Genomic DNA, 24,489 nt, shown 5'->3' with positions numbered 1-24,489 from the left:
ACGCAAGATCGGTGAGGTCACCCGCCGCCACGACCCTCAAAACCCCTCACACACGGAAACCCCACGGCCCCCTTCCCGCCACGCCCCTCGAAACCCATCACGCAGGGAAATCGGAGGCTCTCGTGATCCGGCGCGGATAGAACTGCGGGAGCTGCGTGGGGAGATCGCTATGGCTTTCGGTGAGGTGTGAGGCGGGGGAACAGGGGTTGGGGTGGCGGGAGCCGTACTCCTGAAACGGCCGCGCTGACCTTGGCCGCCGCGGATGGCAGGAACGGGGCCAGTTCCTCGGCCAGCACCCGGCAGCGCTGGACGAGCGCGGCGAGCGTGGCGGACCTGGCGGCGGGCGGCTGCTTCCAGGGCTGGGTGAGCTCGATGAACCGGTTGGCCTCCTCCACGATCGACCACACGGCTGCCGTGGCCCGCCGGAAGTCGTACTCCTCGAGCGCCTGGTGCACCCGCTCCCCCACGCCACCGGCGCCAGCACCCACAGCCCCTACACCGCCCTCGGCTTCGCACCCCAGCCCGCCCTCGACTCCCGACCTCAGCCCGCCCTCGACTCCCGACCTCAGCCCGCCCTCGACTCCCGACCTCAGCCCGCCCTCGACTCCCGACCTCAGCCTGCTCTCGACTCCCGACCTCAGCCTGCTCTCGACTTCCGACCTCAGCCTGCTCTCGGCTTCGGATCTCAGCCTGCTCTCGGCTTCGGATCTTGGGGCGTCCTCGGGGACCAGGCCGTTCTCGAAGCGGTGGATCATGGTGGTTACGCGGTTGACCAGGTTTCCGATGCCGTTGGCCAGGTCCTCGTCGGCGCGGGCGACCAGCCGTTCCTCGGTGAAGTCGGCGTCGCCGACTCGAGGCACCTCGCGCAGCAGCCACCACCGCACCGCGTCGACCCCGTACGTGGACACCAACGCCAGCGGATCCACCGTGGACCCAGACGATTTGCTGATCTTCCGCCCGTTCGCGGTCAGGTAGTCGTGCACGTAGATCTCCGTCGGCGCCGGCAGCCCGGCCGACAGCAGCATCGCAGGCCAGTACACGGCGTGGAACCTGATCACCCCCTTGCCCACCAGGTGCACGCGGCGCGGCTCCCTGACCCACCAGCGCTCGTAGTCGTCGAGCCCGGTGACATAGTTGGGCAGCGCGTCCCACCACACGTAGATCACCTGCTCGGGGTCACCGGGCACAGGGATGCCCCACCCGCGGGCGCGTTCGGCGGAGCGGGACACGCTGATGTCCTCCAGCCCCGCCTCCAGGAACGCCAGCACCTCGTTCCTCCGCACGACCGGCTCGATCCGCAGCCTCCCATCGCGGATCAGATCGAGCAGTTCGTCCCGGTATCGGGAGAGCCGGAAGAACCAGTTCCGCTCGGACACGAGCTGCAGCTGCGCCTCGTGCCCCTCCGGACACGGCCCTTCCGGGTAGAACTGCTCGCACCCCACGCAGTACAGCCCCTCGTAGTGCCGCTGGTAGAGATCGTGCCTGGTCGCCTCCCAGATCCGCTCGACCCCGGCCCTGTGCAGCGGATCCCGGCTGGTCCGTACGAACGAGTCGAAGGACAGATCCAGCGGCCCACGCAGCGCCTCGAATGCGGCCGCGTTCCGATCGACCAGCTCACGCACGGCGACGCCCTCGGCCTCCGCGGCGAGCACGTTCTTCAGCGAGTTGTCATCAGTCCCGGTCTGGAACCGTACGGCCTCGCCGCGCCGCCGATGATGCCGAGCCAGCACATCGGCCTGCACGATCTCCAACGCGAACCCCAGATGCGGCCGCGCGTTCACATACGGAATCGTCGTCGTCACGTACACGGGAACCTCCCAGGGGCCCCGCCCACAAGAAGAGGCCCCGATCAACAGGGCCTCCACGGTCAAGACATCGCGACGAGAGCCCTCACGGGCCCATCATCACCACGCTCACCGAAATCACCCTCCCACCCTACCCACCGCCCCCATCCCCCACCTCCCCTTTTCCACCCCCCAACACCGGCGCCGCCCGACATACCGGTCCGCCACAGACAGACCACGACCCCAGGCACGTATTCGCCCGCGGACCGGTACCCGGCTCGCGCAGGGTTCACCGCGGCCGGTCGTAGAGCACGCGATAATGCATCGCGCCTCAGCGGAGGCGGGACCGTACCGCCCAGATCGTCACGCCGATGGCGAAGACCGCGAGTCCGGACAGGACCGAGGAGAGCGGCAGGCTGCAGGCGAGCAGCACGCACAGGACGAAGCCGAGAACCGGGATCCAGCGGGGCGGGGCTCCCTCCTCGCGGGTGAGGGTGAAGGCCGAGGCGTTGGCGACCGCGTAGTACACCAGCACGCCGAAGGACGAGAAGCCGATCGCGCCGCGTAGGTCGGCCACCAGCAGCAGGGCGACCACGGCGACGCCGACGGCCACCTCCGCACGCCGGGGTACGCCGTCGCCGACGATGGCCAGCGCGGCGGGAAGGTCGCGTTCGCGGGACATGGCCAGGACCGTGCGGGAGATGCCGAGCAGTAACGCCAGCAGGGCCCCGAGCGCGGCCACCGCGGCGCCGACCCCGACCACGGGCACGAGCCAGCCGGCCCCTGACGCGCGGGCGACGTCGGCGAGCGGGGCCTGCGACATCGCCAGGCGGAGCGGGCCGAGGGCGTGCAACGCCGAGACGGCGACCAGCGCGTAGACCGCCAGCGCGATCGCCAGGGCGATGCCGATGGCGCGCGGGATCGTCCTGGACGGATCGCGGACCTCCTCGCCGAGCGTGGCGATCCTGGCGTATCCGGCGAAGGCAAAGAAGAGTAACCCGGCTCCCTGCAACACCCCCAGCACGCCGACATCTCGCGAGAACGCGGCATAGGCGGCCGCATTCCCGCCGGCGAGGCCCAGACCTGCCAGCGACACCGCCACCAGGACGGCCAGGACGAAGGCCACGAGGACTCGGGCCACGCCCGCCGAGCGTTGGACGCCGAACAGGTTGAGGACCGTCAGGGCGACCACCGCGCCGATCGCGAGCGGTCTGGCCAGGGCGGGAGCCACGTAGGCGCCGAAGGTCAGGGCCATCGCGGCGCACGAGGCGGTCTTGCCGATCGCGAAGCCCCATCCGGCCAGGTATCCCCACAGGTGGCCGAGACGCCGCCGGCCGTACACGTAGGTGCCGCCGGATTCCGGATAGAGGGCGGCCAGGCGCGCGGAGGAGGTCGCGTTGCAGTACGCCACGAGGGCGGCCAGCGCCAGCGCGGCCAGCAGCCAGGACCCGGCCGCCCGCGCGGCGGGCGCGAGCGCCGCGAACACCCCGGCGCCCACCATCGCGCTGAGCCCCACGACGACCGCGTCCACCGTGCTCAGCCGCCGTGACAGCCCCTCGGCCACGAACCCTCCTCAGAAAGCCGGGCACCACTCTGCCCTACGCCACCGACAGTGGCTACTGCTCGGCCTCCCGGGCGGGAACGACGAGGACGGGACGGCCGGCGTGGTGGAGGACGCGGTCGGAGGTGCTGCCGAGCAGGAACGACTTGACCCCACCGAGCCCCCGCGTGCCCGTCACGATCAGCGAGGCGTCGAGCTCGGCGGCCAGGTCCACGATCGTCGACCAGACCGCGATGGAGTCCGTCTCGCAGCGGGCCGTGGCGTCGAACCCGGCCTTCCTGGCCAGCTCGGCCCCCTGCTCGGAGAGCCTGGTCATGGCGTCATGGATGGCCTGGTCCTCCTGGGGCGAGGGCTCGGCGGGCACCATCATCCCGATCGAGGCCCGGGCCGCGGTCATGGACACCCGCTCCCACACCGTGAGCACCACCGCGGGCTGGGGCTTGATGTGGTCGGTGAGGAAGTCGATGGCCGCCCTGGCATCGTCCGAGCCGTCATATGCGATCAAAATGGTCATTAAGGCCTGCCCTAAAGTCGTGGTCGCGTTCCCTACCTCTTTCCCCACAAGGCCGTTTCACGCCTGAGGAACGGGTAGGCGGGAACCATGACCGTTACCCAGTTTCAGGACCTGCCACTGGCCGACCGCGACCGTGAGTGGGATTCGGCGGCGGCCGACCGGCGCGTGCGGAAGTGGGCGGGGGCCGAGGACAAGCCCAACGAGAAGTACCGGAATGCGCACCTTTGGTACGACGCCTCCCAGGCCGACGAGTTCGGGGCCTACAAGCTGCCGATCGCGGACGTGGTGAACGGCGAGCTGAAGGCGGTCCCGCGCGCCATCATGTCCGCCGGCGCGATCATGGACGGCGCCAGAGGCGGGGTCGACCTCCCCGAGGACGAGATCGGCCGGGTGAAGTCCCACCTGGCCAAGTACTACGCCAAGATGGGCGAAACCCCGCCCTGGGAGCGCTGAGCTCCAGAACGGGGTCGACCACGACCGCCTCAGGCGAGGCTGGGGGCGACGGCGCGGCTGCGCTGGACGGCGCTCTTCATCAGCGACAGCCCGGCCAGTGCCAGCACCCCGAGTTCGGTGACGACCACGACCCGCTGCGTGAGCCCGGCGGGGATGTCATCGTTGCCGAGCGGGATGCCGAACATCCGCACCACATAGGGGACCACGACGAGCAGCAGCGCCCCGAGGGCGACCGACGACAGCACCCGTACGGCCCGCGCGTATCGGATCCGCGCCTTGGCCAGCAGCAATCCCGCGATCGGCATCGCCAGGAAGGCGGCGAAAGCGGCGTACCTGTGAATGCCACCTGACAGCGAGAGCGGCACACCGGGCCGGTCCGTGGGAAAGGCGCCGATGAGGAACATGCTCGCCCCCCAGGCCACCAGCAATGCCACGATCCACCTGCCGGCGCCCACCCGCCGCAACGCCTCGGCCATGAACGCCGAGCCGATCGCGAACAGCGTGAGCGAGGTCGGCAGCAGCCAGCCGTTCGGCGCCCACGCGTACTCGCTGATCACGCTGTGCACGGGGTCGAGCCCCGCTTCGAGCTGAAGATCGAGCATGGCGACCGTACCGGTGCCGATGGCCGCGAACCCGCTGACAAGCAATCCCTTCATGCCTCCAAGCTCGTGGAACGCGGGCTTGCGGAGTATCGGAGATCAACCCGAAGGACCCCTGATCGGTCCCTTAATACCTTGGTCGTAGGAGCTTGGTCACCGCCCGGATGACCTGCGAGGGGACGACCCTGGGTAGTGCTGACCTCATCAGGGTCCCTCCCCTGAGCCCCACCCCGGGTACGGCAGGCCGGGGTGGCGATTTGACTTGGAGCGCGCTCTAAGGGTGACCCTGGACCTATGACGATCCAGGAGGCGGCCCGCCGGTCCGGTCTGAGTGCCTACACGCTGCGGTATTACGAGCGTATCGGCCTGATCCACTCCGTGGGCCGCGACGGCAGCGGCCACCGCGACTACGCCGAGCGTGACCTGGCGTGGCTGGGGTTCCTGACGAAGCTGCGCTCCACCGGCATGCCGATCGCCGACATGTGCCGCTACGCCGAGCTGGCCCGGATGGGCCCGCACACGGGCCGCCAGCGCCGTGAGCTGCTCGAGGCCCACCGCGAGAAGGTCAGGGCCAGGATCGCCGAGCTGACCCAGGACCTCGAGGTCCTGGACTACAAGATCGAGTCTTACAGGGGACGGGATGAACAAGCGCACACTCGGTAATGGCGGCCCGGAGGTCTCCGCGATCGGCCTGGGCTGCATGGGCATGTCGGAGTTCTACGGCCAGGGCGACGAGCAGGAGTCCATCGCGGTCATCCACCGCGCCCTCGACCTAGGTGTGAATTTTCTGGACACGGCCGACATGTATGGCAGCGGGCACAACGAGGAGCTGGTGGGCCGCGCCATCAAGGACCGCCGCGACGAGGTCGTGCTGGCCACCAAGTTCGCCGTCCGCCGCGACGGTGGCGTCCGGTCGATCGACAACAGCCCCGAGTACATCAGGGCCGCCTGCGACGCCTCGCTGCAGCGTCTCGGCGTCGAGCACATCGACGTGTACTACATGCACCGCTTCAACAACGAGGTCCCGATCGAGGAGTCGGTCGGCGCGATGGCCGAGCTCGTCCAGCAGGGCAAGGTCCGTCACCTCGGCCTGTCGGAGGTGGGCGCACAGACCCTGCGCAGGGCCTCGGCCGTGCACCGGATCGCCGCGCTGCAGAGCGAGTACTCCCTGTTCACCCGCGGGCTGGAGGATGCGATCCTGCCCACGGCCAGGGAAGTGGGCACCGCCCTGGTGGCCTACTCGCCGATCAGCCGCGGCTTCCTGACGGGCACCGTACCGCCCGCCGAGCAGCTGCCGGACGACGACTTCCGCAAGTACAGCCCGCGCAACATCGGCGAGAACGCCGCGCACAACGCCAAGCTCGTCGAGCAGGTCAAGCGCATCGCCGACGAGGCTGGCATCACCGCGGCCCAGCTCGCCCTGGCCTGGGTGCTGGCCCAGGGCGACGACGTCGTGCCGATCCCCGGCACCAAGCGGCTGAAGTACCTGGAGGAGAACGCCGCCGCCGCCGACATCACGCTGACGGACGAGCAGCTGGCCGCGCTGGCGGCAGCCGTACCGCCCGGCGCCGTGCGGGGCGAACGCTACCCGGACATGTCGCGCATCGAGGACTGACGTGATCTGACCGCGCTGGTGACGCCCACCAGCGCGGCCATCACGACCGCGATCACCTCGACAGGGGCGGGAGTCAGTACGGCCAGCAGCACCAGAGCCGTGGCCACCAGGAAGGCCGCGGTGTCGGCGGCGCCGAAGCGATGCGGGCGCACGTGCAGCAGCCAGACCATGAACAGGAACGTGGCGATCGGCACGGCGATGGCCAGCGCCGCCTGGTAGGCGGGCAGTTCCGTCGTGCCGGTCTTGAAGTCGATGCCGACCTCGATGCCCGCGCTGAACGCGCCGAGCGAGGCGAAGATCAGGTAGTGGCCGTAGCCCCAGGGGATGGCGCGCCGGTTGGAGTCGAGGATCTCCGGGGTCTCGGGCGCGAAGTAGATCCACCACAGCGAGAACGCGATCACCAGCGTTCCCGCGGCCAGCCCGATCAGGCCGATGCTGACGCCCTGCGTGCTGGCGCTGTGCTGCACGGCGACGGTGGCGGCCAGCACGTTCTCGCCGATCATGATGAGCACGAACAGCCCGTAGCGCTCGGCGATGTGGTGCGGGTGCCACGGCGTCGGCCGCCGCCGCTCGGCCACGATCGGCACGGACAGCTCGAGCACCACCCCGGCCGCGAAGACCACGATCCACCACTGCCCCGGCACCAGCAGCAGGGCGATCCAGGCGATCTGGGCGACGCAGATGCCCCCGGCGTACCGCAGCGCGGCGGCCCTGCCTGCCGGGTCGCCACTGGCGGCGCGCAGCCACTGCGCGACCATCGCCACCCGCATGATCACGTACCCGAGGAAGACGATGCGGAAGTCGTGCTCCTCGAACGCCCGCGGCACGCCGGCCGCCAGCACCAGCACGCCGGACATCTGCACCAGCGTCATCAGCCGGTAGAGCCAGTCGTCGGTGTCGTAGGCGGAGGCGAACCACGTGTAGTTCATCCACGCCCACCAGATCGCGAAGAACGTGGTCAGGTAGCTCAGCAGGCCGGTGCCCAGGTGGCCCTCGCTGATGGCGTGGTGCAGCTCCGATCCGGCGAAGGAGACCGCGACCACGAAGAACAGGTCGAAGAGGAGCTCCAGCGTGGAGGCGACGCGGTGCGGCTCGTCGCTGTCACGCGCCACCATCGGGCGCAAGGCGGTCATACGCGATTGTCTACCCTGCGGCGATGTCGAAGTACGCCCTGACCACCGTGGAGCCGGCGGTGGTGTGCATCCTGACCAGGTCGCTGAGCAGGTTGACGATGAGCAGGCCGCGCGAGCCGGCCTGCGCGGGGTCGACGAGCTTGCGCCCCACCAGCGGGTCGGTGATGTGGCCCGCGTCGCTGACCTCGCAGACCAGCCGCCCGTCCTCGGTCCAGACCCTGATCGTGCCCGTGCCGCCGCCGTGGTCGAGGCTGTTGGCGCCCAGCTCGGCGATGACCAGCCGGATGTCGTCCAGCTTGCCGTCGAGGATGCCGAGCGCCCGGGCGCGTTCCGCGGCCAGCTCGCGGGCGGCCGCCAAGTTCGTGGCGTCGAAGAGGAGCTCGGCGAACCGCTCGGGCTCGCCGAGCGGTTCGTTGTACACGCTGACGACCCGGTCGGGGGCGTAGTCGGGGCTGGCCCACTCGCGTCCCGCCTCGCGCAGCACCGGGTGGGTGCGCTCCGCCTCGCGCAGCACCGGCGTGGACAGCTCGGCCGCGTCGTAGGGGCACAGGATCGTGGCGTGGCTGCCGCGGAAGGCGTAGTTGATCAGCGCCTCGTGCTGGACGCAGGCCGGGTACTCGGTGGCCGAGCGGCCGGGCCACATCGGCTCGCCGATGATGCGCACCCGCTCGTCCGGGTGGCGCTCGGCGAAGTCGCGCAGCACCGCGGGGATGATGCGCCCGGGATTGCGGCCCGCCAGCGCCATGTCGACGAACGACACCTTCTCGGCCGCCGCCCCGAGCCCGGACCTGATCAGCGCGAGGTTGCGAGCCGGGACCGCGACGGCCACCGGCTCGCCCGCGTCCAGGCCTTCACGGATGAACGCGGTTGTCGTGTCGACGTACTCCCGCTCGCCTCGGTAGAAGAGCGCCGGATGTACGAAGGGGTCAGCCAGCATCACCTCTCACGCTACCCCGGAGGGAGAATTCATGACGATGTCGTGGGTATCTCTACGGTGTGAAGAAGCTACAGATCGTCAAGCGTCCGTTAGTCCCCCGCCGGCCGCTCCCCCTCGATCTGCGAACCCCATCCGGCCGTCCACTTCCCTTCTGAGGTAGCTGCTGGCCGTGCGCAGCCAGGCGGTGTACGCACGGGTCGCCATCCTGTCGGAGAACAGGGACACGGTCGGGTTCTGCACGTTCGTCATCTCCGTCGCCGCGAGCAGGGCGGGCCTCCTGGCGATCCTGGCCCGCCGCCGCTCATAGGCCCGCAGGTCGCCGCCGATCGAGCGCGACAGCGCCCAGGCGTCCTCCAGGGCCTGGTTGGCGCCCTGGGCCATGGTCGGCGGCATGGTGTGCGCCGCGTCGCCCGCCAGCGTGGTCGGCCCTCTCCCCCAGACCGCGGGCACCCAATGCCGGTAGTGCGGGAAGAACTCCGCGTCCTTGATGGCGTCGAGGGCCTGGCGTACCGGGGCCGCCGCCCACGTGCCGAAGCGCCTGCGGAGCCGTCCCACCGGATCCGGGTCGTCGCCCCACAGCGGCCGGCCGGGCCGGGAGCGTACGTCGAGCCACCACAGCAGCCGGTCGGGGCCCGACGGCGCCAGTCCGCACAGCCCACCGCGGCCGGTGTACATCGTGACCTCCGGGCCGGTCGGCAGTTCCGCGTAGCCCTGCCAGGTCACCCAGCCCGACAGGCGTGCCCGGTCGCGGCCCCACAGGGCCTGCCGTACGGCCGAGCGGCGGCCGTCGGCGCCGACCAGCACGTCGCCGCGGACGGTACGGCCGTCGGCGAGCTCCACCTCGGCACGGTCGGGGTTCACCCGGGTGACCCGGGCGCCGTAGGTGACGTCGAGGCCGCGTGCCAGCAGGCCGACCAGCTCGCGGCGGCCGATGTGCACGGTGGGGTGACCGTACCTGGACTCGGCGGGCGCCAGGTCGACGGTGAACATCCTGCGGCCGCTCGCGGTGTGCGAGCCCATCGTCGCCAGGCGGCGGCCAGCCTCCAAGGGGTCGACGCCGAGCTCGCGCAGGATGCCCGTGCCGGCGGGCCAGATCGACACCGAGCCCCCGGCGGTGCGCGGCTCCGGGGATTCCTCCAGGATCTCGACCTCGTGGTCCCGCAGGCCGCGCGCCAGGGCGAGTCCCGCGACTCCCCCGCCCACGATGACTACTCTCATGAGAGACCTCCAATATCAGATACTGGGAGTATCACTAATGAGTGCCCGTGGCCGCAAGCCCGATCCGACCGTCGACCTCCGCATCCGCCAGGCGGCGACGATCCTGGCGATCACCAAGGGGCTGGACTTCACCATGGACGACGTGGCCGAGCAGGCGGGGGTGGGCAGGGCCAGCGTGTTCCGCCGGTACGCCACCAAGCGCGACATGCTGCTCGAGACGCTGGCCGGGATCATGGACACGCACGTGGCGGTGCCCGACACGGGCTCGCTCGAGGGCGACCTGCGGGTGGTCGTCACCGACACGCTGGCCATCTGGCGCGACCCGGGGCTGGCGCGGATGGCCAGGCAGGTGTTCGGCGAGGCGGGCCGGGACCCGGCTGTCGCGGACCTGATCAGGACCAGCATGCGCAACCGGATGGAGCGCTCGTGGGTGGTCTACGAGCGGGCGATCGAGCGCGGCGAGCTGGCGCCCGACACCGACCTGTGGCTGCTCACGGACCTCTTCGCGGGGTTCGTCGCCTATCGGGGGCTGCTGGACCTGCCGCTACCCGAGCCCGACGAGGTCGTGCGGGCGCTTGTTAACGGGTTCGGGCTCCAGTTGTAAGTCGCATGTAAGTGACAATCAAGTATTGATCCATAATGTCCCTTCGTCCGAACCACTACGAAGGGCTAGAAATGACTTCCCCTCGCCGTCGCCTCGCCATCGCGGTCGCGACGCTCACCATTGCCACGCTCAGCACTACCGCCTGTGGCGCGATCGGCAACAAGGTTGACTGCGCTCAGGTCAGCGGCGAAGTCCAGAAGATCTCCCAGGAGTTCTCCGGCTCGATCACCAAGGCCGCGACGGACCCCAAGGCGCTCGAGACCGCCAGCCAGGACGCATCGGGCAAGCTCAAGTCGCTCGCCTCGAAGTACGACGGTGACCTCGCCGGCGCACTGAACGACCTTGGTGACGTCTTCGGCAGCATCAAGGTCGGCGCGGACCCGGCCACACTGAGCTCCTTGAGCGGAAAGATCCAGAGCGCGACCACGAAGATCCAGAGCGCCTGCGGCTGATGATCGTCCGGCCGCCGTTCCGCCCGTGGGGGGCGGCGCGGCGCGGCGGCCGGGCCGCCTAACGGCGGATACCGAACCAGCGGCGAAGCGCGCGGGCGAGCCCGTCTCCGTCCCGCGCGCCCGCCGTGGCCCACGCCACATGTCCATCGGGACGGATCAGCGCGCACGCGAACCCCGCCCCATCGGCCCGGGCACGCACCACGTCGACCCGATCGCTCCAGCCCTCCGCCGACCTCGCCCACGGCCCGTCGGCGAGCGCGAGCAGCACACCCCTGCCCCGGTGGAGCAGCCGCATCGTGTCGCTCTCCGCCCCGCCGGGCTCCAGCCGCAACGGCAGGTACGGCAGGCGGCCCCCGGCCAGCGGATGCCCTCTCTCTCCCACGTCGTAGCGGATCCCGACTCCGCTCAACTCCGCCGCGAGCCGGCGATTGACCTCCTCGGTGGACAGCAACTCCGCCAGCAGGGCCCGCAGCGCGCCGACCTCGGGCCCGCCCTGCATGAGCGCGAACTGCGCCTTGGTGCTGAGCAGGACCCGCTCGGCGACGGGACGGCGCTCGGCCTCGTACGAATCGAGCAGCTCCTCCGGAGCCCAGCCGCGGACCTGCGCCGCCAGCTTCCAGCCGAGGTTGACCGCGTCCTGAATGCCGAGGTTGAGTCCCTGCCCTCCGGCCGGCAGGTGCGCGTGCGCGGCATCGCCCGCCAGCAGGATCCGGCCACGCCGGTAGGTCTCGGCGAGCCTGGCGATGTTGCGGAACCTGCTGATCCACACCGGTTCGCCGATCGTGAGGTCGAACCCCGCCACGCCGGCGAAGAGCTTCACGACCTCCTCCCAGGTCGGCGCCTCGCGGTCGCCGGGCTGCCCGCCGTACTCGTGGACCACGACCCGCACGGTGTCATGCGCGATCGGCAGGGCGATCAGCAGGCCGCGCGGGCCGCGCTCGAACAGGGGCAGCCGCTCCAGGCGGGCGCCTTTCAGATCGACCAGGACGAAGTCCGCGGCCGAGTACTCGCCGGGAAAGGCGATGCCCGCGGCGCCGCGCACCGTGCTGCGCGCGCCGTCGCACCCGACCAGGTAGCCGGCCCGCAGGGTGGAGCCATCGGCCAGCTCGACGGTGACGCCGCCCTCGTCCTGGCCCGCACCTGCCACCTCACGACCGGGCGCGAGCTCGCCGCCCAGCTCGTGGACCCAGTCGCGCAGGATGCGTTCGGTGCGCGCCTGGGCGTGCAGGAGCTGGCCGTAGCGGGTGTCCAGGCGGGTGAAATCCAGGTCCACCATGTCGGCCGCCAGATCGGCCTGCCCGAACATCGGCCCGTCGAAGCGGTCCGCCACGCCGCGCTGGTCCAGGACCTCCAGCGTGCGCGGCAGCAGCCCGAAGGCCCTGGAGTGCGGGCTCGGCTCCGCGTCGCGCTCGAGCACGACCACGTCGATCCCGGCCAGGCGCAGCTCGGCCGCGAGCGTCAAACCCGTCGGCCCCGCGCCCGCGACCACGACCTGGGTGTTTGTCGTCATGCGATCTCCTCACCGTGTTTTCGCATCGTTTTCGCATCACGATGAGGGGGCCTGCCGCCTGTCTCCCAGAAAACGGCGGACAGAACGGCACTATCCTCCAGACAGGAGGGGATAGGCGATGCGATCGGACACTGACGGCTCTCTGGACCGCCAGATCGTGCAGGCGCTGCAGATCGACGCCAGGGCTCCCTTCAGCCGCATCGGCGAGGTGCTCGGGGTGTCGGGCCAGACGGTCGCCCGCAGGTACGCCCGGCTGCGCGCGACCGGGGCGCTGCGGGTCACCGCGCAGCTCGCGCCCCTGCTCGACGGCCAGATCCCGTGGTTCATGCGGATCCGCTGCGCGCCCGGCGCCGCGGGCACGGTGGCCGAGGCGCTGGCCCGCCGCGAGGACACCTCGTGGGTGTACCTCACCTCGGGCGGCACGGAGATCTTCTGCGGGGTGCGCGCCAGGGCCGACAGGGACGGCGGCGCCGACCTGCTCGCGCGGCTGCCGAGAACCCCGCGCGTCACCGCCGTCGAGGCGCACCGCATCCTGCACCTGTTCTACGGCGGGCCGCTCAGCTGGCTCGACAAGACCTCCGCGCTCAGCGCCGAACAGGTCTGCAGGCTCGAGACCCCCGTGGCACCCGGCCTCGCGCAGCAGGCACCGACCGAGGCCGACCGGCGCATGCTGGGCGTGCTGGCCATGGACGCCCGCGCGCCGATCGCGGACCTGGCCGCCGCCACCGGCCTGACGGCGGCCACGGTCCGCCGCAGGCTCGCCGAGCTGCGCGCCGGCGGCACGCTCTACTTCGACGTCGACTACGACGACCGGCTCTTCGACGTGGGTCTCAGGACGATCATGTGGCTGACCGTCTCCCCCGCGCACCTGGAGCGGGTGGGCGGCGAGCTGGCCGGACACCCCCAGACCGCCTTCGTCGCGGCCACGACAGGGGCCGCCGCCCTATGCGCGAGCCTGGCCTGCGCCGACAGCGCCTCCCTGTACGACTACCTCACCCGGCACGTCGCGCCACTCGACGGCATCCACCACGTGGAGACCGCGCCGGTCCTGCGCGCGGTGAAGTACGCGGGGCCTGTCATCGGCTAGGGCACCATCCAGGACAGCACGGGGGTGGACTGCAGCCCTGACAGGGCGCACATCGCGGCCAGGAACACCAGGCTCCAGCCGATCACGCGGCGGAAGAGCTCGCCCTCCTGGCCGTCGCGTGCGACCGCGGCGGCGGCGATGGCGAGGTTCTGGGGGGAGATCATCTTGCCGAGCACGCCGCCCGAGCTGTTCGAGGCCGCCATCAGCGTGGGTGACAGCCCCGCCTGGTGGGCGGCCGTGACCTGCAGCGCGCCGAACAGCGAGTTGGACGAGGTGTCCGACCCGGTGACCGCCACACCCAGCCACCCCAGGATGGGCGACAGCAGCGCGAACAGGCCCCCGGCGCCCGCCATCCAGGTGCCCAGCGTGAGCGTCTGCCCCGACAGGTTCATCACGAACGCCAGCGCCAGCACCGCCATCACGGTCAGGATCGCCCAGCGCAGCTGCTTCAGTGTGACCCCGTAGGCTCGCAGCCCGCGCCTGATCCCCACCTTCAGCACGGCCATCGTCACCAGCCCGGCGACCAGCATCTGGGTGCCCGGCGTGGTGAGCCAGTTCGCGGTGAACGTCGCTATCCCCACCGGCTTGCCCGACGGCCCGACGACGTGCAGCCCCGGCCAGGCGAGCGTCACGGTCGCCTGGTTCAGCCAGTCCTTGACGACGGGGATCTGGCAGATCACGAAGATCGCGATGATGATCGCGTACGGCGCGTACGCCCGCACCACGTCGCCCGGCGTGTCGGCTCGCGCGAAGTCCGGCGGCGGCTTGTCGACGGCCCCTCCAGCCTGTACGGCAGGCCGCGGCGCCCGCCCGAGCCGCACCATCGCCACGACGGCCCCCGCGGAGACGAGCGAGGCGATCACGTCGGTGAGCGGGACGGACACGAAGTTGGACGTCGCGTACTGGGCCAGGCCGAAAGCCAGCCCGCAGACCAGCGCGACCGGCCACGTCTCACGCAGCCCGCGCCGCCCGTCCACGATGAAGACCAGCGCCAGCGGCACGAACACGGCCAGGATCGGCGTCTGCCGCCCCACCATCGCGCCCAGCGTCTCACTGGAGATCCCGGTCACCTTGCCCAGCGTGATGATCGGCGTGGCCATCGCACCGAAGGCCACCGGCGCCGTGTTGGCCGTCAGCGCCAGCGCCGCCGCCTTGAGCGGCTTGAACCCCAGCGCGATGAGCATCACCGAGGTGACGGCCACCGGCGTGCCGAACCCGGCCAGCGCCTCCATCAGCGCCCCGAAGGAGAACGCGATGATGATCGCCTGGATCCGCTGGTCGTCGCTGACCCGGGCGAAGGAGCGGCGCAGCACGTCGAAGCCCCCGGTCTCGACGGTGATGTTGTAGATCCAGGTCGCGTTGATGACGATCCACAGGATCGGGAAGAACCCGAACGCGGCGCCCTCCGTGCCCGCGAGCAGCGCCTGGCCGAACGGCATGCCGTACACCGCGATCGCGACGAGCAGGGCGACGGCCAGCGCGATCAGCCCTGCCAGCCAGGCCCGCATCCGCACCACTCCCAGCAGCACGAACAGGGTCAGCAACGGCAGGGAGGCCACCAGCGCGCTCCAGGCGAGCGAATGGGCGACCGGATCGAGGATCTGGCGGTACATCGCCGATCAACCCCCTTGGCAGAAGGAGGACGTGACCTGCGCCTTATATCCGGAATGTGACTCCCGTCACACCTGCTTGTGAAGGACCACGATCCCGTCGCGTTCGAAGACCTTGGCGTATCCCTCCGACGCCAGGCGGTTCACCTGGTTGGCCTGGTCCTCGGCCGAGCCGAAGGGGAACTCCCAGCGGCTGGTGTCGGCCACCACCCACGGCGAGCCGTGCGACTCGCCGGTCCACAGCAGCACCGTGGCGCGCGCCGTCAGCGCGGGCCCGAGCGAGTTGACCGCCTCGACCTGGACCCCAGAGGGCACCTTGGCCACGGCCTCGCGGGCGGCGGCGGACTTGACCTCGTCGCCCTTGTAGAAGGAGGGGTGGTAGAGCTGGTCGAGCGCGAAGCGCGGCACCAGGGTCAGCGCGATCACGCACACCGCCACCGACCAGGTCAGTTTGAGCTCCGTGCGTCTGGTCCAGCGGATCAGCCTGGCCAGCCCGTCGACCCCGGCGAGCAGCAGGATCACCACGGTGAAGGCGCTGTACTGGAAGTCGGCCTGCCACCACGGGTCACGGTCGGAGAGCATGCGCTCGAGCACGTGCGGCAGCGCCATCAGCGACAGCGGCGACAGCAGGCACAGCAGCAGCGTCGGCCAGACCAGCAGGAACAGCGTGTCCACCTTGGCCTCGGCGCTGAAGGGCAGCAGCAGCGCGTGGAGCGGGTCGCGCGCGACGGCCAGCAGCGCGCTGGGCACGTCGGGTCCGAGCTGCCCGTAGGCCCAGAAGTCGTTGTGGTCGCCGCCCATCATCGGGATCAGCGCACCCCTGGTCAGCAGCGCCCCGCCGAGCCCGATCGCGGCGGCGCACACCCCTCGGTAGCGGTCGCCGATGACGAAGAGGTACAACCCGAAGCCGATCACCATCAGCCCCATGTCCTCCTTGACGAGCAGCAGCCCGAACATGGCGGCGAAGGCGGGCAGATGGCGTTCGGCGTGGTAGCGCTCGATCATGATCGCGGTGAGCACGGGCACGAACATCACCTCGTGCGCGTCGAACGCGATCGCCTGCGCCACCGGCCACGACAGCGCGTACGCGGCGGCGACCAGATACGCGGGCACGGTGCCGAGCACCCGCCTGGTGAACAGCCAGATGAACGGGATCGCCGCGGCGAACAGCAGCGCCTGCGCCACGATCAGCGACTCGGGCCCGTCATGGATCCAGTAGAACGGCGCGAGCAGCGCGTAGATCGGCGAGAAGTGGTCGGCCATCTGGAGGTAGTCCAGGCCCCGGTCGTGAAAGGCGCCCACGACCGGGATGTACGGCGCGCGGAAGTGCGCGTAGTTCCGCACCGCCTGGTCGACGATCACCAGGTCGAAGGTGCTGGCCCGATACGTGGCCAGCCTGACCAGGCCGAGCAGCGCGTAGGCACTCGCGGACAGTGTCGCGATCAACGCCAGCCAGAGGGGATGCCGATACCGCAGGCCGCGTCGCACGACGGGGGCTTCGGGGTCGGCCGCCAGCGTCACGCCCAGCAGCGTAGTGGAGTCAGCGCAGGTTCATCGCCTGCTCGTAGGCACGGTCGAACCCGTCGAGCACTACCGGCCACGACCCGGCCGCCGGCTCGGTGAGGTGGTTGTGCGCGGCGATCCGCTCGCGCAGCGAGGTGTCGGCCGCCAGCCGGGCCACGGCCGTCACCAGGTCGGCGAAGGAACGGCCGAGCAGCCCCTCCTCGCCCGGCGTGACGAAGTCGGCCACCCCGCTCTGCGCCCTGGCCACCACGGGCAGCCCGGCAGCCCTGGCCTCCAGCGCCGCGATGCCGAACGACTCGCGTGGCGCCGGCGCCACGAAGATGTCGGCCGAGTCGAGCACCTTGGCGATCTCCTCCCGGGAGTAGCGCCCCGGCAGCGACACCCACGACGTCATGCCGTGCCTGGCCAGATACCGCTCCATCTGCCCGCGCGCGGGACCGTCGCCGATCACGGTCGCCCGCAGCCCCACGCTCGCCGGCACCCGCGCGCGGACCTCGTCCAGCAGCCGCAGCAGCCGCACCGGCTGCTTGCGCGGCGCCAGCCGCCCGACCGCGACCACGTGCACCTCGGAGTCGCCCCTCGGCACGTACGGCCCGGCGGGCCGCCACCCGGACAGGTCCAGCCCGTTGGAGACCACGTGCACCGGCACCCCGCGCCCGGCCACCGCCTTGATCGGCCCGGTGGCGGCGTGGCTGACCGTGGTGGCGACCAGCCCCCAGCGCTGCCACTCGAAGGCCAGCCGCAGCGACCGGTACACCCCCCGCGTCACCGGATCCCACATGCTGTGGACGGTCACCACCGTGGGCAGCCCGCACCGCACCGCCGCCCGCACCCCCATCCAGGCGAACGGCGAGACGGCCCCGGTGTGCACGTGCACCACGTCCGGCCGGTAGGAGGTCAGCGCCCTGGTGATATGGCCCACCCCGAACGGGTGGACCGGCAGGTCGAACGGCATCCTGGCCACCATCCGGCGCACGCCGTCCATCGGCTCGCCGCGCGTGGCGGTGGCCACCTGGACCTCGTGCCCGGCCTCGCGCTGCATCCGTACGAGGTCGGCGACCTGGACCTCGATCCCCCCGAGGCGCGGCAGGTAACAGTCACTCACGTGAAAGATCCGCACCCCTCCCACACTAATCTGGGCCTGTGGCTCCACGTACCGCTGTGTTCTTCCATGCCCACCCCGACGACGAGGCCCTGCTGACTGCGGGCACGATGGCGATGCTCGCGGCCGAGGGACACCGCGTGGTGCTCGTCGTGGCCACCGCCGGCGAGCGCGGGCTGGCCGAGCTCGAGCCGGGCGACGAACTGCGCGACACCCGCATGCGGGAGCTGTACACCTCGGCGGCGCTGCTCGGCTGCGCCCGTGTGGAGTGCCTGGGATACGGCGACTCGGGCCTGAGCCCGAAGGGCGGCGTGGCCGAGGAGCGGCCCGACAACGCCTTCATCGACGCCGACTCCGAGGAGGCGGCCAAGGCGCTGGCGGCGATCCTGCAGGAGGAGGGCGCCGAGCTGCTGACGATCTACGATCCCGCGGGCGGCTACGGGCATCCCGACCACGTGCAGGTCCACCGGGTCGGCAAACGGGCGGCCCAGATCGCCGGGACGCCGATCGTGCTCGAGGCCACCGTCAACCGCGACCCGCTGCTGCGGCTGCTGCGGACGGCGGGCAAGCTCTACCGCTTCCCGCCGGAGTTCGACGTGCGGACGTTCGAGAGCGCCTACTCCTCCGGCGAGGTCATCACCCACCGGGTCAACGTCAGGAAGTACGCCGGGCAGAAGCGGGCCTCGATGGCCGCGCACGCCTCCCAGGCCAGCGGCGGCGACACCGACAGGACCCTGGCCGTCATGCTGAAGGTGCCGCGGCCGCTCTACCGGCTGGTGTTCGGCACCGAGTGGTACGTGCGGCGCGACGTGCCGCCGGGCACCCGGCTCACTCATCCTTTCGAGCAGTGGCTGAAATGACTCCGGAGGAGGAGCGGGCGGGTGCGGGCACCCGGCAGACTGGTAGGCGATGAAGAACAAGTGGCTCCAGATCGCGCTGTCCGTGCTGTCGCTCGGCCTGGCCGTCCTGCTGGTGGTGTACCTGCCGCAGATCGTGCACACGCTGACCGGCAAGCCGGTCTCCTGGCGTGCCATCGGCGCGGTCTTCGCCACGATGAACGCCGGCGTGATCGCCGCGATGACCGTGCTGTGGCTGCTCAGTCTGCTGGCCTACACCTTCGTGCTGACCAACTCGCTGCCCGGGCTGAACAACCTGCAGGCGCTCACGATCAACGCCGCGGGCAGCGCGATCAGCAACCTGCTGCCCTTCGGCGGCGCGGCGGGCGTGGCGGTGACGTTCGCCATGACCAGGGGCTGGGGCTTCGGCAACCGGCCGATCGTGGTGATGACGCTGGTCAGCGGCATCTGGAACACCCTGTTCAGATTCGTCCTGCCCGCCGTGGGGATCATCGCGCTGCTGATGTCCGGCGAGGTGCCCAACCCGACCGTGGCACACGCCGGCTGGGTGGGCGCGGTCTCGATCCTCGTCCTGTGCCTGGTCGTGGGCGCCGCTCTCTACTGGGATCGGGCCGCGGTCGTGCTGGGCAAGGTGCTCGATCTGGTGCTGCCCAAACGGCTGCACGCCTCGCAGGCGTTCTTCAAGCTGCGCCGCGACACCGCGGAGATCGTCAGGACCCGCTGGCACCGGCTCAGCCTGGCCATGGTGTTCTTCCTCGGCCTGCAGTGGGCGATCATGGTGGCCTGCATGCTGGCCACCGGCGCCTATCCCGGCCTTGCCCAGTCGATCGCGGTGTTCGCCCTGTCGCGCGTGCTGACCAGCGCGCTGATCACGCCCAGCGGCGCCGGGATCATGGAGGGCGGGGTGGTCCTGCTGCTGACCGCGTTCGGAGTCGATGCGGCTCCGGCTACGGCCACAGCACTGCTGTTCGGGTTCTGGACGTACACTATCGAGATCCCGTTCGGCGGACTCGCACTCGGCGCCTGGGCGTTCCTGCGGAGGCGCAACGGTCGGAGCACCGCCACGGAGTCCCCGTCCGCGATCTCGAAGGCCCCCCAGTGACAATCGCAAACACAATCCTGCGTCATCAACCACGGGCCTTGTGCACCTTCCAGAAGCGCGCATAGCGTGGCGGCTGACATGGTGGCGTTCCGGGTTCTGGGGCCAGTCGAGGCGTACGAACAAGACGACGAACTCGACCTCGGCGGGTTGCGGCAGCGGGCCGTCCTCGCCCGACTCCTCGTGGCCAGAGGTCAGGTCGTGCCGGTCGACACGCTGCTCTACGACCTGTGGGCGGACGACACCGCCAAGGGCGCGCAGTCGGGGCTGCAGGTCTACATCTCGCGGCTGCGCCGCGTGCTCGAGCCGGGCCGCCCGCGCGGCGGACCCAACCGCCTGCTGGTGACGGTCGCCTCCGGATACGCGCTGCGCGTCGCGCCCGAGCAGGTGGACGCGCTCCGCTTCGAGCAGCTGGTCAGGGCCGCGGGCGAGCACCTGGAGGAGAGCGACCCGCAGTCGGCCAGGGCCCGGCTGGAGAAGGCGCTGGGGTTGTGGCGCGGCACGCCGTACTCCGACTTCGCCGACCAGCAGTGGGCCGAGGCGGAGGTCAACCGGCTGGCGGAGCTGCGGCTGGTGGCGCGCGAGCGGCACGCCGACACGGGCCTGCGGCTGGGACTGCACGCCGAGACCGTGCCCGACCTGGAGGCGCTGACCACCGAGCACCCGCTGCGCGAGGAGGGCTGGCGGCTGCTGGCCCTGGGCCTGTACCGGTGCGGCAGGCAGGGCGACGCGCTGGCGGCGCTGCGGCGCGCCCGCGGCATCCTGGCCGACGAGCTGGGCATCGACCCCGGGCCGGCGCTGCGCAAGCTGGAGTCCGACATCCTCAGCCAGTCGCCCGAGCTGGACCTGGCTCCGCCGACGCGGCCCGTGCGGCCCACGCCCGTCACCGACACCTGGCCGCCCAGGCCCGCCACCCCGATCGAGCCGCCCCCGCTGGAGCCGGAGCCGTTCGTGGGGCGCGACGCCGAGCTCAACCGGCTGACCACGGCCGGCGCCCGCACCGGGCGCCTGCAGGTGGCGATCGTCACCGGCGTGGCCGGCGCGGGCAAGACCACGCTGCTGCGGCAGCTCGACGGCAGGCTCAGGACCGACGGCTGGATCACCGCCTCGGGCGCCTGCCCCGACTCCAGCGCGACGCCGCCCGGCTGGGCGTGGGTGGAGATCCTGCGCACGCTGGTGGCCGTGACCGGCGCGGGCGAGTACGCCCAGCTGCTGGCGCCGCTGCTCGAGGACGCCGACCCCGACCCGGACGAGGACGAGGTGTCGGGCGGCTTCCGGCTGCACCGGGCGGTCGGCGGCTACCTGGCGGGCGTCGCGCGCCGCGCGCCGGTGCTGCTGACGCTGGAAGACCTGCACTGGGCCGACGACCAGACGCTGGCGCTGCTGCGGGCGCTGCCGAGCCTGCTGGCCACCAGCCGGGTGCTGCTCGTGGTCACCTGCAGGGAGAGCGAGCTGGACGACCGGCAGTCCGACGTGCTGGCCGCGCTGGCCAGGCTCGGGCCTGTCCGGGTGGGGCTGTCGGGGCTCGACCCGAAGGCGGTGGCCGAGCTGGTGCGGGCCACCTGCGTACGGGAGATCGACGAGGACGCCGTCGAGACGATCGTGGAACGCACCGGCGGCAACCCGTTCTTCGTGCGCGAGACCGTGCGCCTGCTCGACTCCGAGGCGGCCGCCGACCGGGCCAGCCCCACCGAGGTGCTGTCCCGGGTGCCCTCAGGGGTGCGTGACGTGCTGCGGCGGCGCATCTCCCGGCTGCCGGCCGGGGCGCAGCAGATCCTGCTGCAGGCCGCGGTGATCGGGCGCGACGTGGACGTGGACGTGCTGGTCGACGTGGCCGGCGACACCGAGCGCAGGAGCTCGGGAGGAGAGAGCGAGGGACGAGCCAACGACGAGCGAAGCGGGCGCGATGACAGCACAGACGCCGTGGTCGAGGCGGTCGAGGCGGCGCTGCTGGCAGGGCTGGTGACCGAGCCGGGTCCCGGGCTGCTGCGCTTCGACCACGATCTCGTGCGCGACACCATCTACTCCGACGCCTCCAGGCTGCGCCGTACCCGCCTGCACGCGGCGGTGGCGGCGGTGATCGAGCGGCGTACCCCGTCGGACGTGGCGGCGCTGGCGCACCACTACTTCCTGGCCGACGCCGCCGAGAAGGCGGTGCACTACGCCGGGCTGGCGGCCGAGCAGGCCGAGCGGCGCTTCGCCCACCGCGAGGCCGCGACGCTGTGGGAGCAGGCCATCGCCGCCTTCGACCGCACCGACGGCGACGTCAAGGAGCGGCTGCAGCTGATGCTGCGCCAGATCAGGGCGCTGGCGCTGTGCGGGGACATGACCGCGGCCAGGCTGCTGCGCCGCCAGGCCATGGACGCGGCACTGCCGCTGGGCGACCTGGAGATCACCGCCCGGGTGGCGGCGTCACTGGCCGTGCCGCACAAGGGGATGGCGCGCGACTTCACCCGCACCGCGTGGGAGATCGTGGACGTCACCGAGAAGGCGCTCATGGAGCTGCCCGAGGGCGAGCAGACGCTGCGCGCCAGCCTGCTCACCACGCTGGCGCTGGAGCTCGAGGGCTCCTCGGCGCCCGAGCGGGGCAGGCAGGCCTCGCTGGAGGCGCTCGAGCTGGCCCGGCAGAGCGGCGACCCGGCCCTGCTCGCGGCCGCGCTGAGCGGGCGGCTGCGCCAGTCCTACGACATCCCGGCCGTCGACACGCGCGAGAGCATCGGGCGCGAGCTGCTCGAGGTCGCCCAGCGTTCCGGGCAGATGGCCACACAGGCGCTGGCCCACCTGGTGTTACTGGAATGCGCGGCGGCGCGCGGCGAGTTCTCGGCGGCCGACGAGCACGCGGCGGCGGCCGACCGGCTGGCCAGGCAGTACGACCTGTCAGCGCCCGCCGCGGTCTGCGCCTGGTACGCCGGGCAGCGGCTGATGATCGCCGGAGACTACGCGGGCGCGGAGCGGGCCTACCGCGAGGCGGCCAGGATGACCGCCCGCGCGGGCATGCTGGAGGGCCGCCAGGACCTGCCGCTGATCACCACGTTCTGCCTGCACCTGGTCGACGGGCGGGCCGCCGAGACCGTCGAGCTGCTGGCCGAGGCGCACCAGCGCGGCGCCAAGTGGACGCTGGACGCCTACGCGCTGGCGCTGGCCTCGGCCGGGCACCTGTCCGACGCCAAGGCCGTCGCGGCCACCCGCCCGCCGGTCCGCCCGGACTTCCTGTACGAGCTGGCGATGACCTGGCGCGCGCTGGCGGGCATGCTGCTGGACGACCGCGAGCGCATGGTCGACTGCTACGACAAGCTCAAGCCGTTCGCCGACCGCGTCGCCGGCGCGGGCACCGGCGTGGTGGCGCTGTGGCCCGTCGCCCTCACGCTCGGAGATCTGGCGGTACGGCTGGGCCAGCCGGAGGCCTCGCGCGACCACTACGTCAAGGCCCTGGAGGTGGCCGAGCGGATAGGCGTGCCGCGCTGGGTGGAGGCGGCGCGCAGGGCGGTCAGCAACTCACCTGGAAACGGTCGCTCCTGACGGTCTTGGCACCGTCGACGCGCAGCTCGAAGCGGTACCAGCCGGGGTTGCCCGAGATCCTGGTCTCCCAGTCGACCGTCCGCTCGGTGCCGGTGAAGCCGCCGTAGTCGACCTGGTAGGTGCGCCAGGTGTTGGTGCGCGGGTTCCAGCGGGCCAGGCGCCAGCCGTACATGATCGTGGAGCGTGGCTCGGGGTTGGTGACGACGCCGCGGGCGAGGAAGGCCTTGGCGCAGCCCGGCTCTCCCGGGAGCTCGCTGACGGTGATCGCGCCGGGGTCGACCTCCAGCTTGACCGGACTGGTGATCGGCAGCTCGCGCGCCGACAGGGTGACGGTCTCTGCGTGGCTGGGGGCGGAGTTGGCGGTGCCGTAGGCCGAGACGCCGACGTACGCGGCGGTGAAGGCGAGGGCCGCCACGAAGAATTTGGCCGTGTTGGCGGAACCGGTGGCCAGTACCGTCGTGCTTCTCGTAGCCATGATCAACACCTCTTTATGCTCACCTCAGGTGTAGAACAGGGCAGTTGAGGGAGACTTGTCCCCCAGTTGCACCCTTTTGCAGATGCCTTGCATGTTGAAATAAGGTAAGCCTGACCTAATGTTCTCCATGGGGTGGTGAAGTCGCCATCAAGCCGATCGGCCCGCTCTGGCTCGGGGCCCTGCTGATAGCCGCCCTGTTCGGCGCGTTCCAGGCGTACTACTGGATCGGCCGCAAGCTCGGCGGCAAGCTCTACGACTCCAGGCTCGGCCGCAGGGTGGGCCGCGAGCGGATCGAGAAGGTGGAGCAGGTCGTCGAGCGGTGGGGTGCGCTGGCCGTCTACGGGTGCTTCTGGGTGCCGATGCTGCGGCACACGCTGCCCTGGGTGGCCGGGGCGCTGCGCGTGTCCTACCCGTGGTACATCGTGGCCAGCGCGCTGGGATGCCTGACGTGGGCGCCGATCTGGTGGCTGGGCATCTCGACCCTGGTGTGGGGCTGGCTCCAGCTCGCGGCGAGGTCGCCGATCACCGCCGCGGTGGTGGCCGTGCTCGCGATTGCCGGAGTCACGGCCTACCTGGTCTGGCGGCGGCGCCGGCGATCCGTCGCCGCGTGAAGGAGTGGCTACACCGACGCGAGCGTGGTGTCGTCCACGGTCGCGTCCGGGGCGTTCTTGCGTACGGACTCCACACCGTTGACGCATGCCACCTTCGTCGAGTAGCCCTCGCTGACCGCGATCGTCTGGCCGTTGGCGGCCACGAGCTTGAAACGGTACTCGCCCCGCTTGTCCTTTGAGATCACGAACTTACCTGCCATGGCGCTCTCCCCCGTCGTGCCGGTA

Annotated in this window: 23 protein-coding genes; 10 read left to right on the top strand and 13 right to left on the bottom strand. The window is 71.2% G+C overall.

Annotated elements, in window-relative coordinates; all coding sequences use genetic code 11:
• Nucleotides 1-167 precede the first annotated feature (167 nt).
• The 3 genes from ACIBHX_RS18415 to ACIBHX_RS18405 form a co-directional block, all read right to left on the bottom strand.
• Nucleotides 168-1,802: a class I tRNA ligase family protein gene (locus ACIBHX_RS18415; protein WP_397068291.1), complete on the bottom strand. Its 1,635-nt coding sequence runs from the start codon at nt 1,800-1,802 to the stop codon at nt 168-170.
• 313 nt (nt 1,803-2,115) lie between these two features.
• Nucleotides 2,116-3,348 carry an APC family permease gene (locus ACIBHX_RS18410; protein WP_397068290.1) on the bottom strand — a complete coding sequence of 411 codons (1,233 nt, stop codon included), beginning with the start codon at nt 3,346-3,348 and terminating at the stop codon, nt 2,116-2,118.
• A 52-nt stretch (nt 3,349-3,400) separates the two neighbouring features.
• Entirely contained in the window at nt 3,401-3,859 is a 459-nt protein-coding gene (locus tag ACIBHX_RS18405; protein ID WP_397068289.1) for a universal stress protein, read from the bottom strand.
• 87 nt (nt 3,860-3,946) lie between these two features.
• On the opposite strand from ACIBHX_RS18405, the gene ACIBHX_RS18400 reads away from it, so the two are divergent.
• Nucleotides 3,947-4,312: a hypothetical protein gene (locus ACIBHX_RS18400; RefSeq protein WP_397068288.1), complete on the top strand. Its 366-nt coding sequence runs from the start codon at nt 3,947-3,949 to the stop codon at nt 4,310-4,312.
• A gap of 29 nt (nt 4,313-4,341) precedes the next feature.
• Here ACIBHX_RS18400 and ACIBHX_RS18395 read toward each other — a convergent pair whose 3' ends face one another.
• Complete coding sequence (locus ACIBHX_RS18395; RefSeq protein WP_397068287.1) at nt 4,342-4,968, bottom strand: DUF998 domain-containing protein; 627 nt, start codon at nt 4,966-4,968, stop codon at nt 4,342-4,344.
• A 237-nt stretch (nt 4,969-5,205) separates the two neighbouring features.
• Between ACIBHX_RS18395 and ACIBHX_RS18390 the strand changes: the two genes are divergently transcribed.
• Together ACIBHX_RS18390 and ACIBHX_RS18385 are read left to right on the top strand one after the other, a co-directional pair.
• The gene (locus tag ACIBHX_RS18390) at nt 5,206-5,574 is read left to right on the top strand and encodes a MerR family transcriptional regulator (RefSeq protein ID WP_397068286.1); all 369 of its coding nucleotides are present in this window, start codon (nt 5,206-5,208) and stop codon (nt 5,572-5,574) included.
• Nucleotides 5,552-6,526 carry an aldo/keto reductase gene (locus tag ACIBHX_RS18385; RefSeq protein WP_397068285.1) on the top strand — a complete coding sequence of 325 codons (975 nt, stop codon included), beginning with the start codon at nt 5,552-5,554 and terminating at the stop codon, nt 6,524-6,526. The genes ACIBHX_RS18390 and ACIBHX_RS18385 overlap by 23 nt, the downstream gene beginning before the upstream one ends.
• Here ACIBHX_RS18385 and ACIBHX_RS18380 read toward each other — a convergent pair.
• The 3 genes from ACIBHX_RS18380 to ACIBHX_RS18370 all read right to left on the bottom strand — a co-directional run bounded on the left by ACIBHX_RS18380 (nt 6,496) and on the right by ACIBHX_RS18370 (nt 9,814).
• Entirely contained in the window at nt 6,496-7,659 is a 1,164-nt protein-coding gene (locus tag ACIBHX_RS18380) for a low temperature requirement protein A (protein ID WP_397068284.1), read from the bottom strand. The genes ACIBHX_RS18385 and ACIBHX_RS18380 overlap by 31 nt on opposite strands.
• Before the next feature lie 10 nt (nt 7,660-7,669).
• Nucleotides 7,670-8,596 carry an anti-sigma factor RsbA family regulatory protein gene (locus tag ACIBHX_RS18375; RefSeq protein WP_397068283.1) on the bottom strand — a complete coding sequence of 309 codons (927 nt, stop codon included), beginning with the start codon at nt 8,594-8,596 and terminating at the stop codon, nt 7,670-7,672.
• 78 nt (nt 8,597-8,674) lie between these two features.
• On the bottom strand, nt 8,675-9,814 hold the full coding sequence (locus ACIBHX_RS18370) for an FAD-dependent oxidoreductase (RefSeq protein WP_397068282.1): 1,140 nt from the start codon (nt 9,812-9,814) through the stop codon (nt 8,675-8,677).
• 37 nt (nt 9,815-9,851) lie between these two features.
• On the opposite strand from ACIBHX_RS18370, the gene ACIBHX_RS18365 reads away from it, so the two are divergent.
• Entirely contained in the window at nt 9,852-10,418 is a 567-nt protein-coding gene (locus ACIBHX_RS18365) for a TetR/AcrR family transcriptional regulator (RefSeq protein ID WP_397068281.1), read from the top strand.
• Nucleotides 10,419-10,453: 35 nt separating this feature from the next.
• Nucleotides 10,454-10,870, top strand: coding sequence for a hypothetical protein (locus ACIBHX_RS18360; protein ID WP_397068280.1), 417 nt, complete (start codon nt 10,454-10,456; stop codon nt 10,868-10,870).
• Between the two features lie 58 nt (nt 10,871-10,928).
• On the opposite strand, the gene ACIBHX_RS18355 is transcribed toward ACIBHX_RS18360, so the two are convergent.
• Nucleotides 10,929-12,380 carry an FAD-dependent monooxygenase gene (locus ACIBHX_RS18355; protein WP_397068279.1) on the bottom strand — a complete coding sequence of 484 codons (1,452 nt, stop codon included), beginning with the start codon at nt 12,378-12,380 and terminating at the stop codon, nt 10,929-10,931.
• A gap of 118 nt (nt 12,381-12,498) precedes the next feature.
• Between ACIBHX_RS18355 and ACIBHX_RS18350 the strand changes: the two genes are divergently transcribed.
• Entirely contained in the window at nt 12,499-13,467 is a 969-nt protein-coding gene (locus ACIBHX_RS18350) for an Lrp/AsnC family transcriptional regulator (protein WP_397068278.1), read from the top strand.
• On the opposite strand, the gene ACIBHX_RS18345 is transcribed toward ACIBHX_RS18350, so the two are convergent.
• The 3 genes from ACIBHX_RS18345 to ACIBHX_RS18335 all read right to left on the bottom strand — a co-directional run bounded on the left by ACIBHX_RS18345 (nt 13,464) and on the right by ACIBHX_RS18335 (nt 17,706).
• Complete coding sequence (locus ACIBHX_RS18345) at nt 13,464-15,080, bottom strand: L-lactate permease (protein WP_397068277.1); 1,617 nt, start codon at nt 15,078-15,080, stop codon at nt 13,464-13,466. The two genes, ACIBHX_RS18350 and ACIBHX_RS18345, sit on opposite strands and share 4 nt — an antisense overlap.
• A gap of 66 nt (nt 15,081-15,146) precedes the next feature.
• Nucleotides 15,147-16,598 (bottom strand): DUF2079 domain-containing protein, encoded by a 1,452-nt coding sequence (locus ACIBHX_RS18340; protein WP_397068276.1) that lies wholly within the window; start codon nt 16,596-16,598, stop codon nt 15,147-15,149.
• Between the two features lie 19 nt (nt 16,599-16,617).
• A complete protein-coding gene (locus ACIBHX_RS18335) occupies nt 16,618-17,706 on the bottom strand; it encodes a glycosyltransferase family 4 protein (protein ID WP_397068275.1) in 1,089 nt (362 codons plus the stop codon).
• 38 nt (nt 17,707-17,744) lie between these two features.
• On the opposite strand from ACIBHX_RS18335, the gene ACIBHX_RS18330 reads away from it, so the two are divergent.
• From ACIBHX_RS18330 to ACIBHX_RS18320, 3 genes are all read left to right on the top strand, one after another.
• A complete protein-coding gene (locus ACIBHX_RS18330) occupies nt 17,745-18,563 on the top strand; it encodes a PIG-L deacetylase family protein (protein ID WP_397068274.1) in 819 nt (272 codons plus the stop codon).
• A gap of 49 nt (nt 18,564-18,612) precedes the next feature.
• Complete coding sequence (locus ACIBHX_RS18325) at nt 18,613-19,662, top strand: lysylphosphatidylglycerol synthase domain-containing protein (RefSeq protein WP_397068273.1); 1,050 nt, start codon at nt 18,613-18,615, stop codon at nt 19,660-19,662.
• Between the two features lie 66 nt (nt 19,663-19,728).
• A complete protein-coding gene (locus ACIBHX_RS18320; RefSeq protein ID WP_397068272.1) occupies nt 19,729-23,178 on the top strand; it encodes a BTAD domain-containing putative transcriptional regulator in 3,450 nt (1,149 codons plus the stop codon).
• Here ACIBHX_RS18320 and ACIBHX_RS18315 read toward each other — a convergent pair.
• On the bottom strand, nt 23,147-23,653 hold the full coding sequence (locus ACIBHX_RS18315) for a hypothetical protein (RefSeq protein ID WP_397068271.1): 507 nt from the start codon (nt 23,651-23,653) through the stop codon (nt 23,147-23,149). The genes ACIBHX_RS18320 and ACIBHX_RS18315 overlap by 32 nt on opposite strands.
• A gap of 146 nt (nt 23,654-23,799) precedes the next feature.
• Here ACIBHX_RS18315 and ACIBHX_RS18310 point away from each other — a divergent pair, with 146 nt between their 5' ends.
• Nucleotides 23,800-24,264: a DedA family protein gene (locus ACIBHX_RS18310; protein WP_397068338.1), complete on the top strand. Its 465-nt coding sequence runs from the start codon at nt 23,800-23,802 to the stop codon at nt 24,262-24,264.
• A gap of 8 nt (nt 24,265-24,272) precedes the next feature.
• Here ACIBHX_RS18310 and ACIBHX_RS18305 read toward each other — a convergent pair whose 3' ends face one another.
• Entirely contained in the window at nt 24,273-24,464 is a 192-nt protein-coding gene (locus ACIBHX_RS18305) for a YegP family protein (protein ID WP_397068270.1), read from the bottom strand.
• Nucleotides 24,465-24,489: the final 25 nt, after the last annotated feature.

It is taken from the genome of Nonomuraea sp. NPDC050536, assembly GCF_044457685.1.
Classification (GTDB): domain Bacteria; phylum Actinomycetota; class Actinomycetes; order Streptosporangiales; family Streptosporangiaceae; genus Nonomuraea.
This window is presented reverse-complemented; position numbering and strand designations above follow the sequence as displayed.

Excerpts from the sequence above, each read along its gene's own strand:
- ACIBHX_RS18405 (WP_397068289.1), bottom strand. The coding sequence starts at position 3,859 with ATGACCATTTTGATCGCATATGACGGCTCGGACGATGCCAGGGCGGCC.
- ACIBHX_RS18400 (WP_397068288.1), top strand. The coding sequence starts at position 3,947 with ATGACCGTTACCCAGTTTCAGGACCTGCCACTGGCCGACCGCGACCGT.
- ACIBHX_RS18395 (WP_397068287.1), bottom strand. The coding sequence starts at position 4,968 with ATGAAGGGATTGCTTGTCAGCGGGTTCGCGGCCATCGGCACCGGTACG.
- ACIBHX_RS18390 (WP_397068286.1), top strand. The coding sequence starts at position 5,206 with ATGACGATCCAGGAGGCGGCCCGCCGGTCCGGTCTGAGTGCCTACACG.
- ACIBHX_RS18385 (WP_397068285.1), top strand. The coding sequence starts at position 5,552 with ATGAACAAGCGCACACTCGGTAATGGCGGCCCGGAGGTCTCCGCGATC.
- ACIBHX_RS18380 (WP_397068284.1), bottom strand. The coding sequence starts at position 7,659 with ATGACCGCCTTGCGCCCGATGGTGGCGCGTGACAGCGACGAGCCGCAC.
- ACIBHX_RS18375 (WP_397068283.1), bottom strand. The coding sequence starts at position 8,596 with ATGCTGGCTGACCCCTTCGTACATCCGGCGCTCTTCTACCGAGGCGAG.
- ACIBHX_RS18370 (WP_397068282.1), bottom strand. The coding sequence starts at position 9,814 with ATGAGAGTAGTCATCGTGGGCGGGGGAGTCGCGGGACTCGCCCTGGCG.
- ACIBHX_RS18365 (WP_397068281.1), top strand. The coding sequence starts at position 9,852 with ATGAGTGCCCGTGGCCGCAAGCCCGATCCGACCGTCGACCTCCGCATC.
- ACIBHX_RS18360 (WP_397068280.1), top strand. The coding sequence starts at position 10,454 with ATGTCCCTTCGTCCGAACCACTACGAAGGGCTAGAAATGACTTCCCCT.
- ACIBHX_RS18355 (WP_397068279.1), bottom strand. The coding sequence starts at position 12,380 with ATGACGACAAACACCCAGGTCGTGGTCGCGGGCGCGGGGCCGACGGGT.
- ACIBHX_RS18350 (WP_397068278.1), top strand. The coding sequence starts at position 12,499 with ATGCGATCGGACACTGACGGCTCTCTGGACCGCCAGATCGTGCAGGCG.
- ACIBHX_RS18345 (WP_397068277.1), bottom strand. The coding sequence starts at position 15,080 with ATGTACCGCCAGATCCTCGATCCGGTCGCCCATTCGCTCGCCTGGAGC.
- ACIBHX_RS18325 (WP_397068273.1), top strand. The coding sequence starts at position 18,613 with ATGAAGAACAAGTGGCTCCAGATCGCGCTGTCCGTGCTGTCGCTCGGC.
- ACIBHX_RS18315 (WP_397068271.1), bottom strand. The coding sequence starts at position 23,653 with ATGGCTACGAGAAGCACGACGGTACTGGCCACCGGTTCCGCCAACACG.
- ACIBHX_RS18305 (WP_397068270.1), bottom strand. The coding sequence starts at position 24,464 with ATGGCAGGTAAGTTCGTGATCTCAAAGGACAAGCGGGGCGAGTACCGT.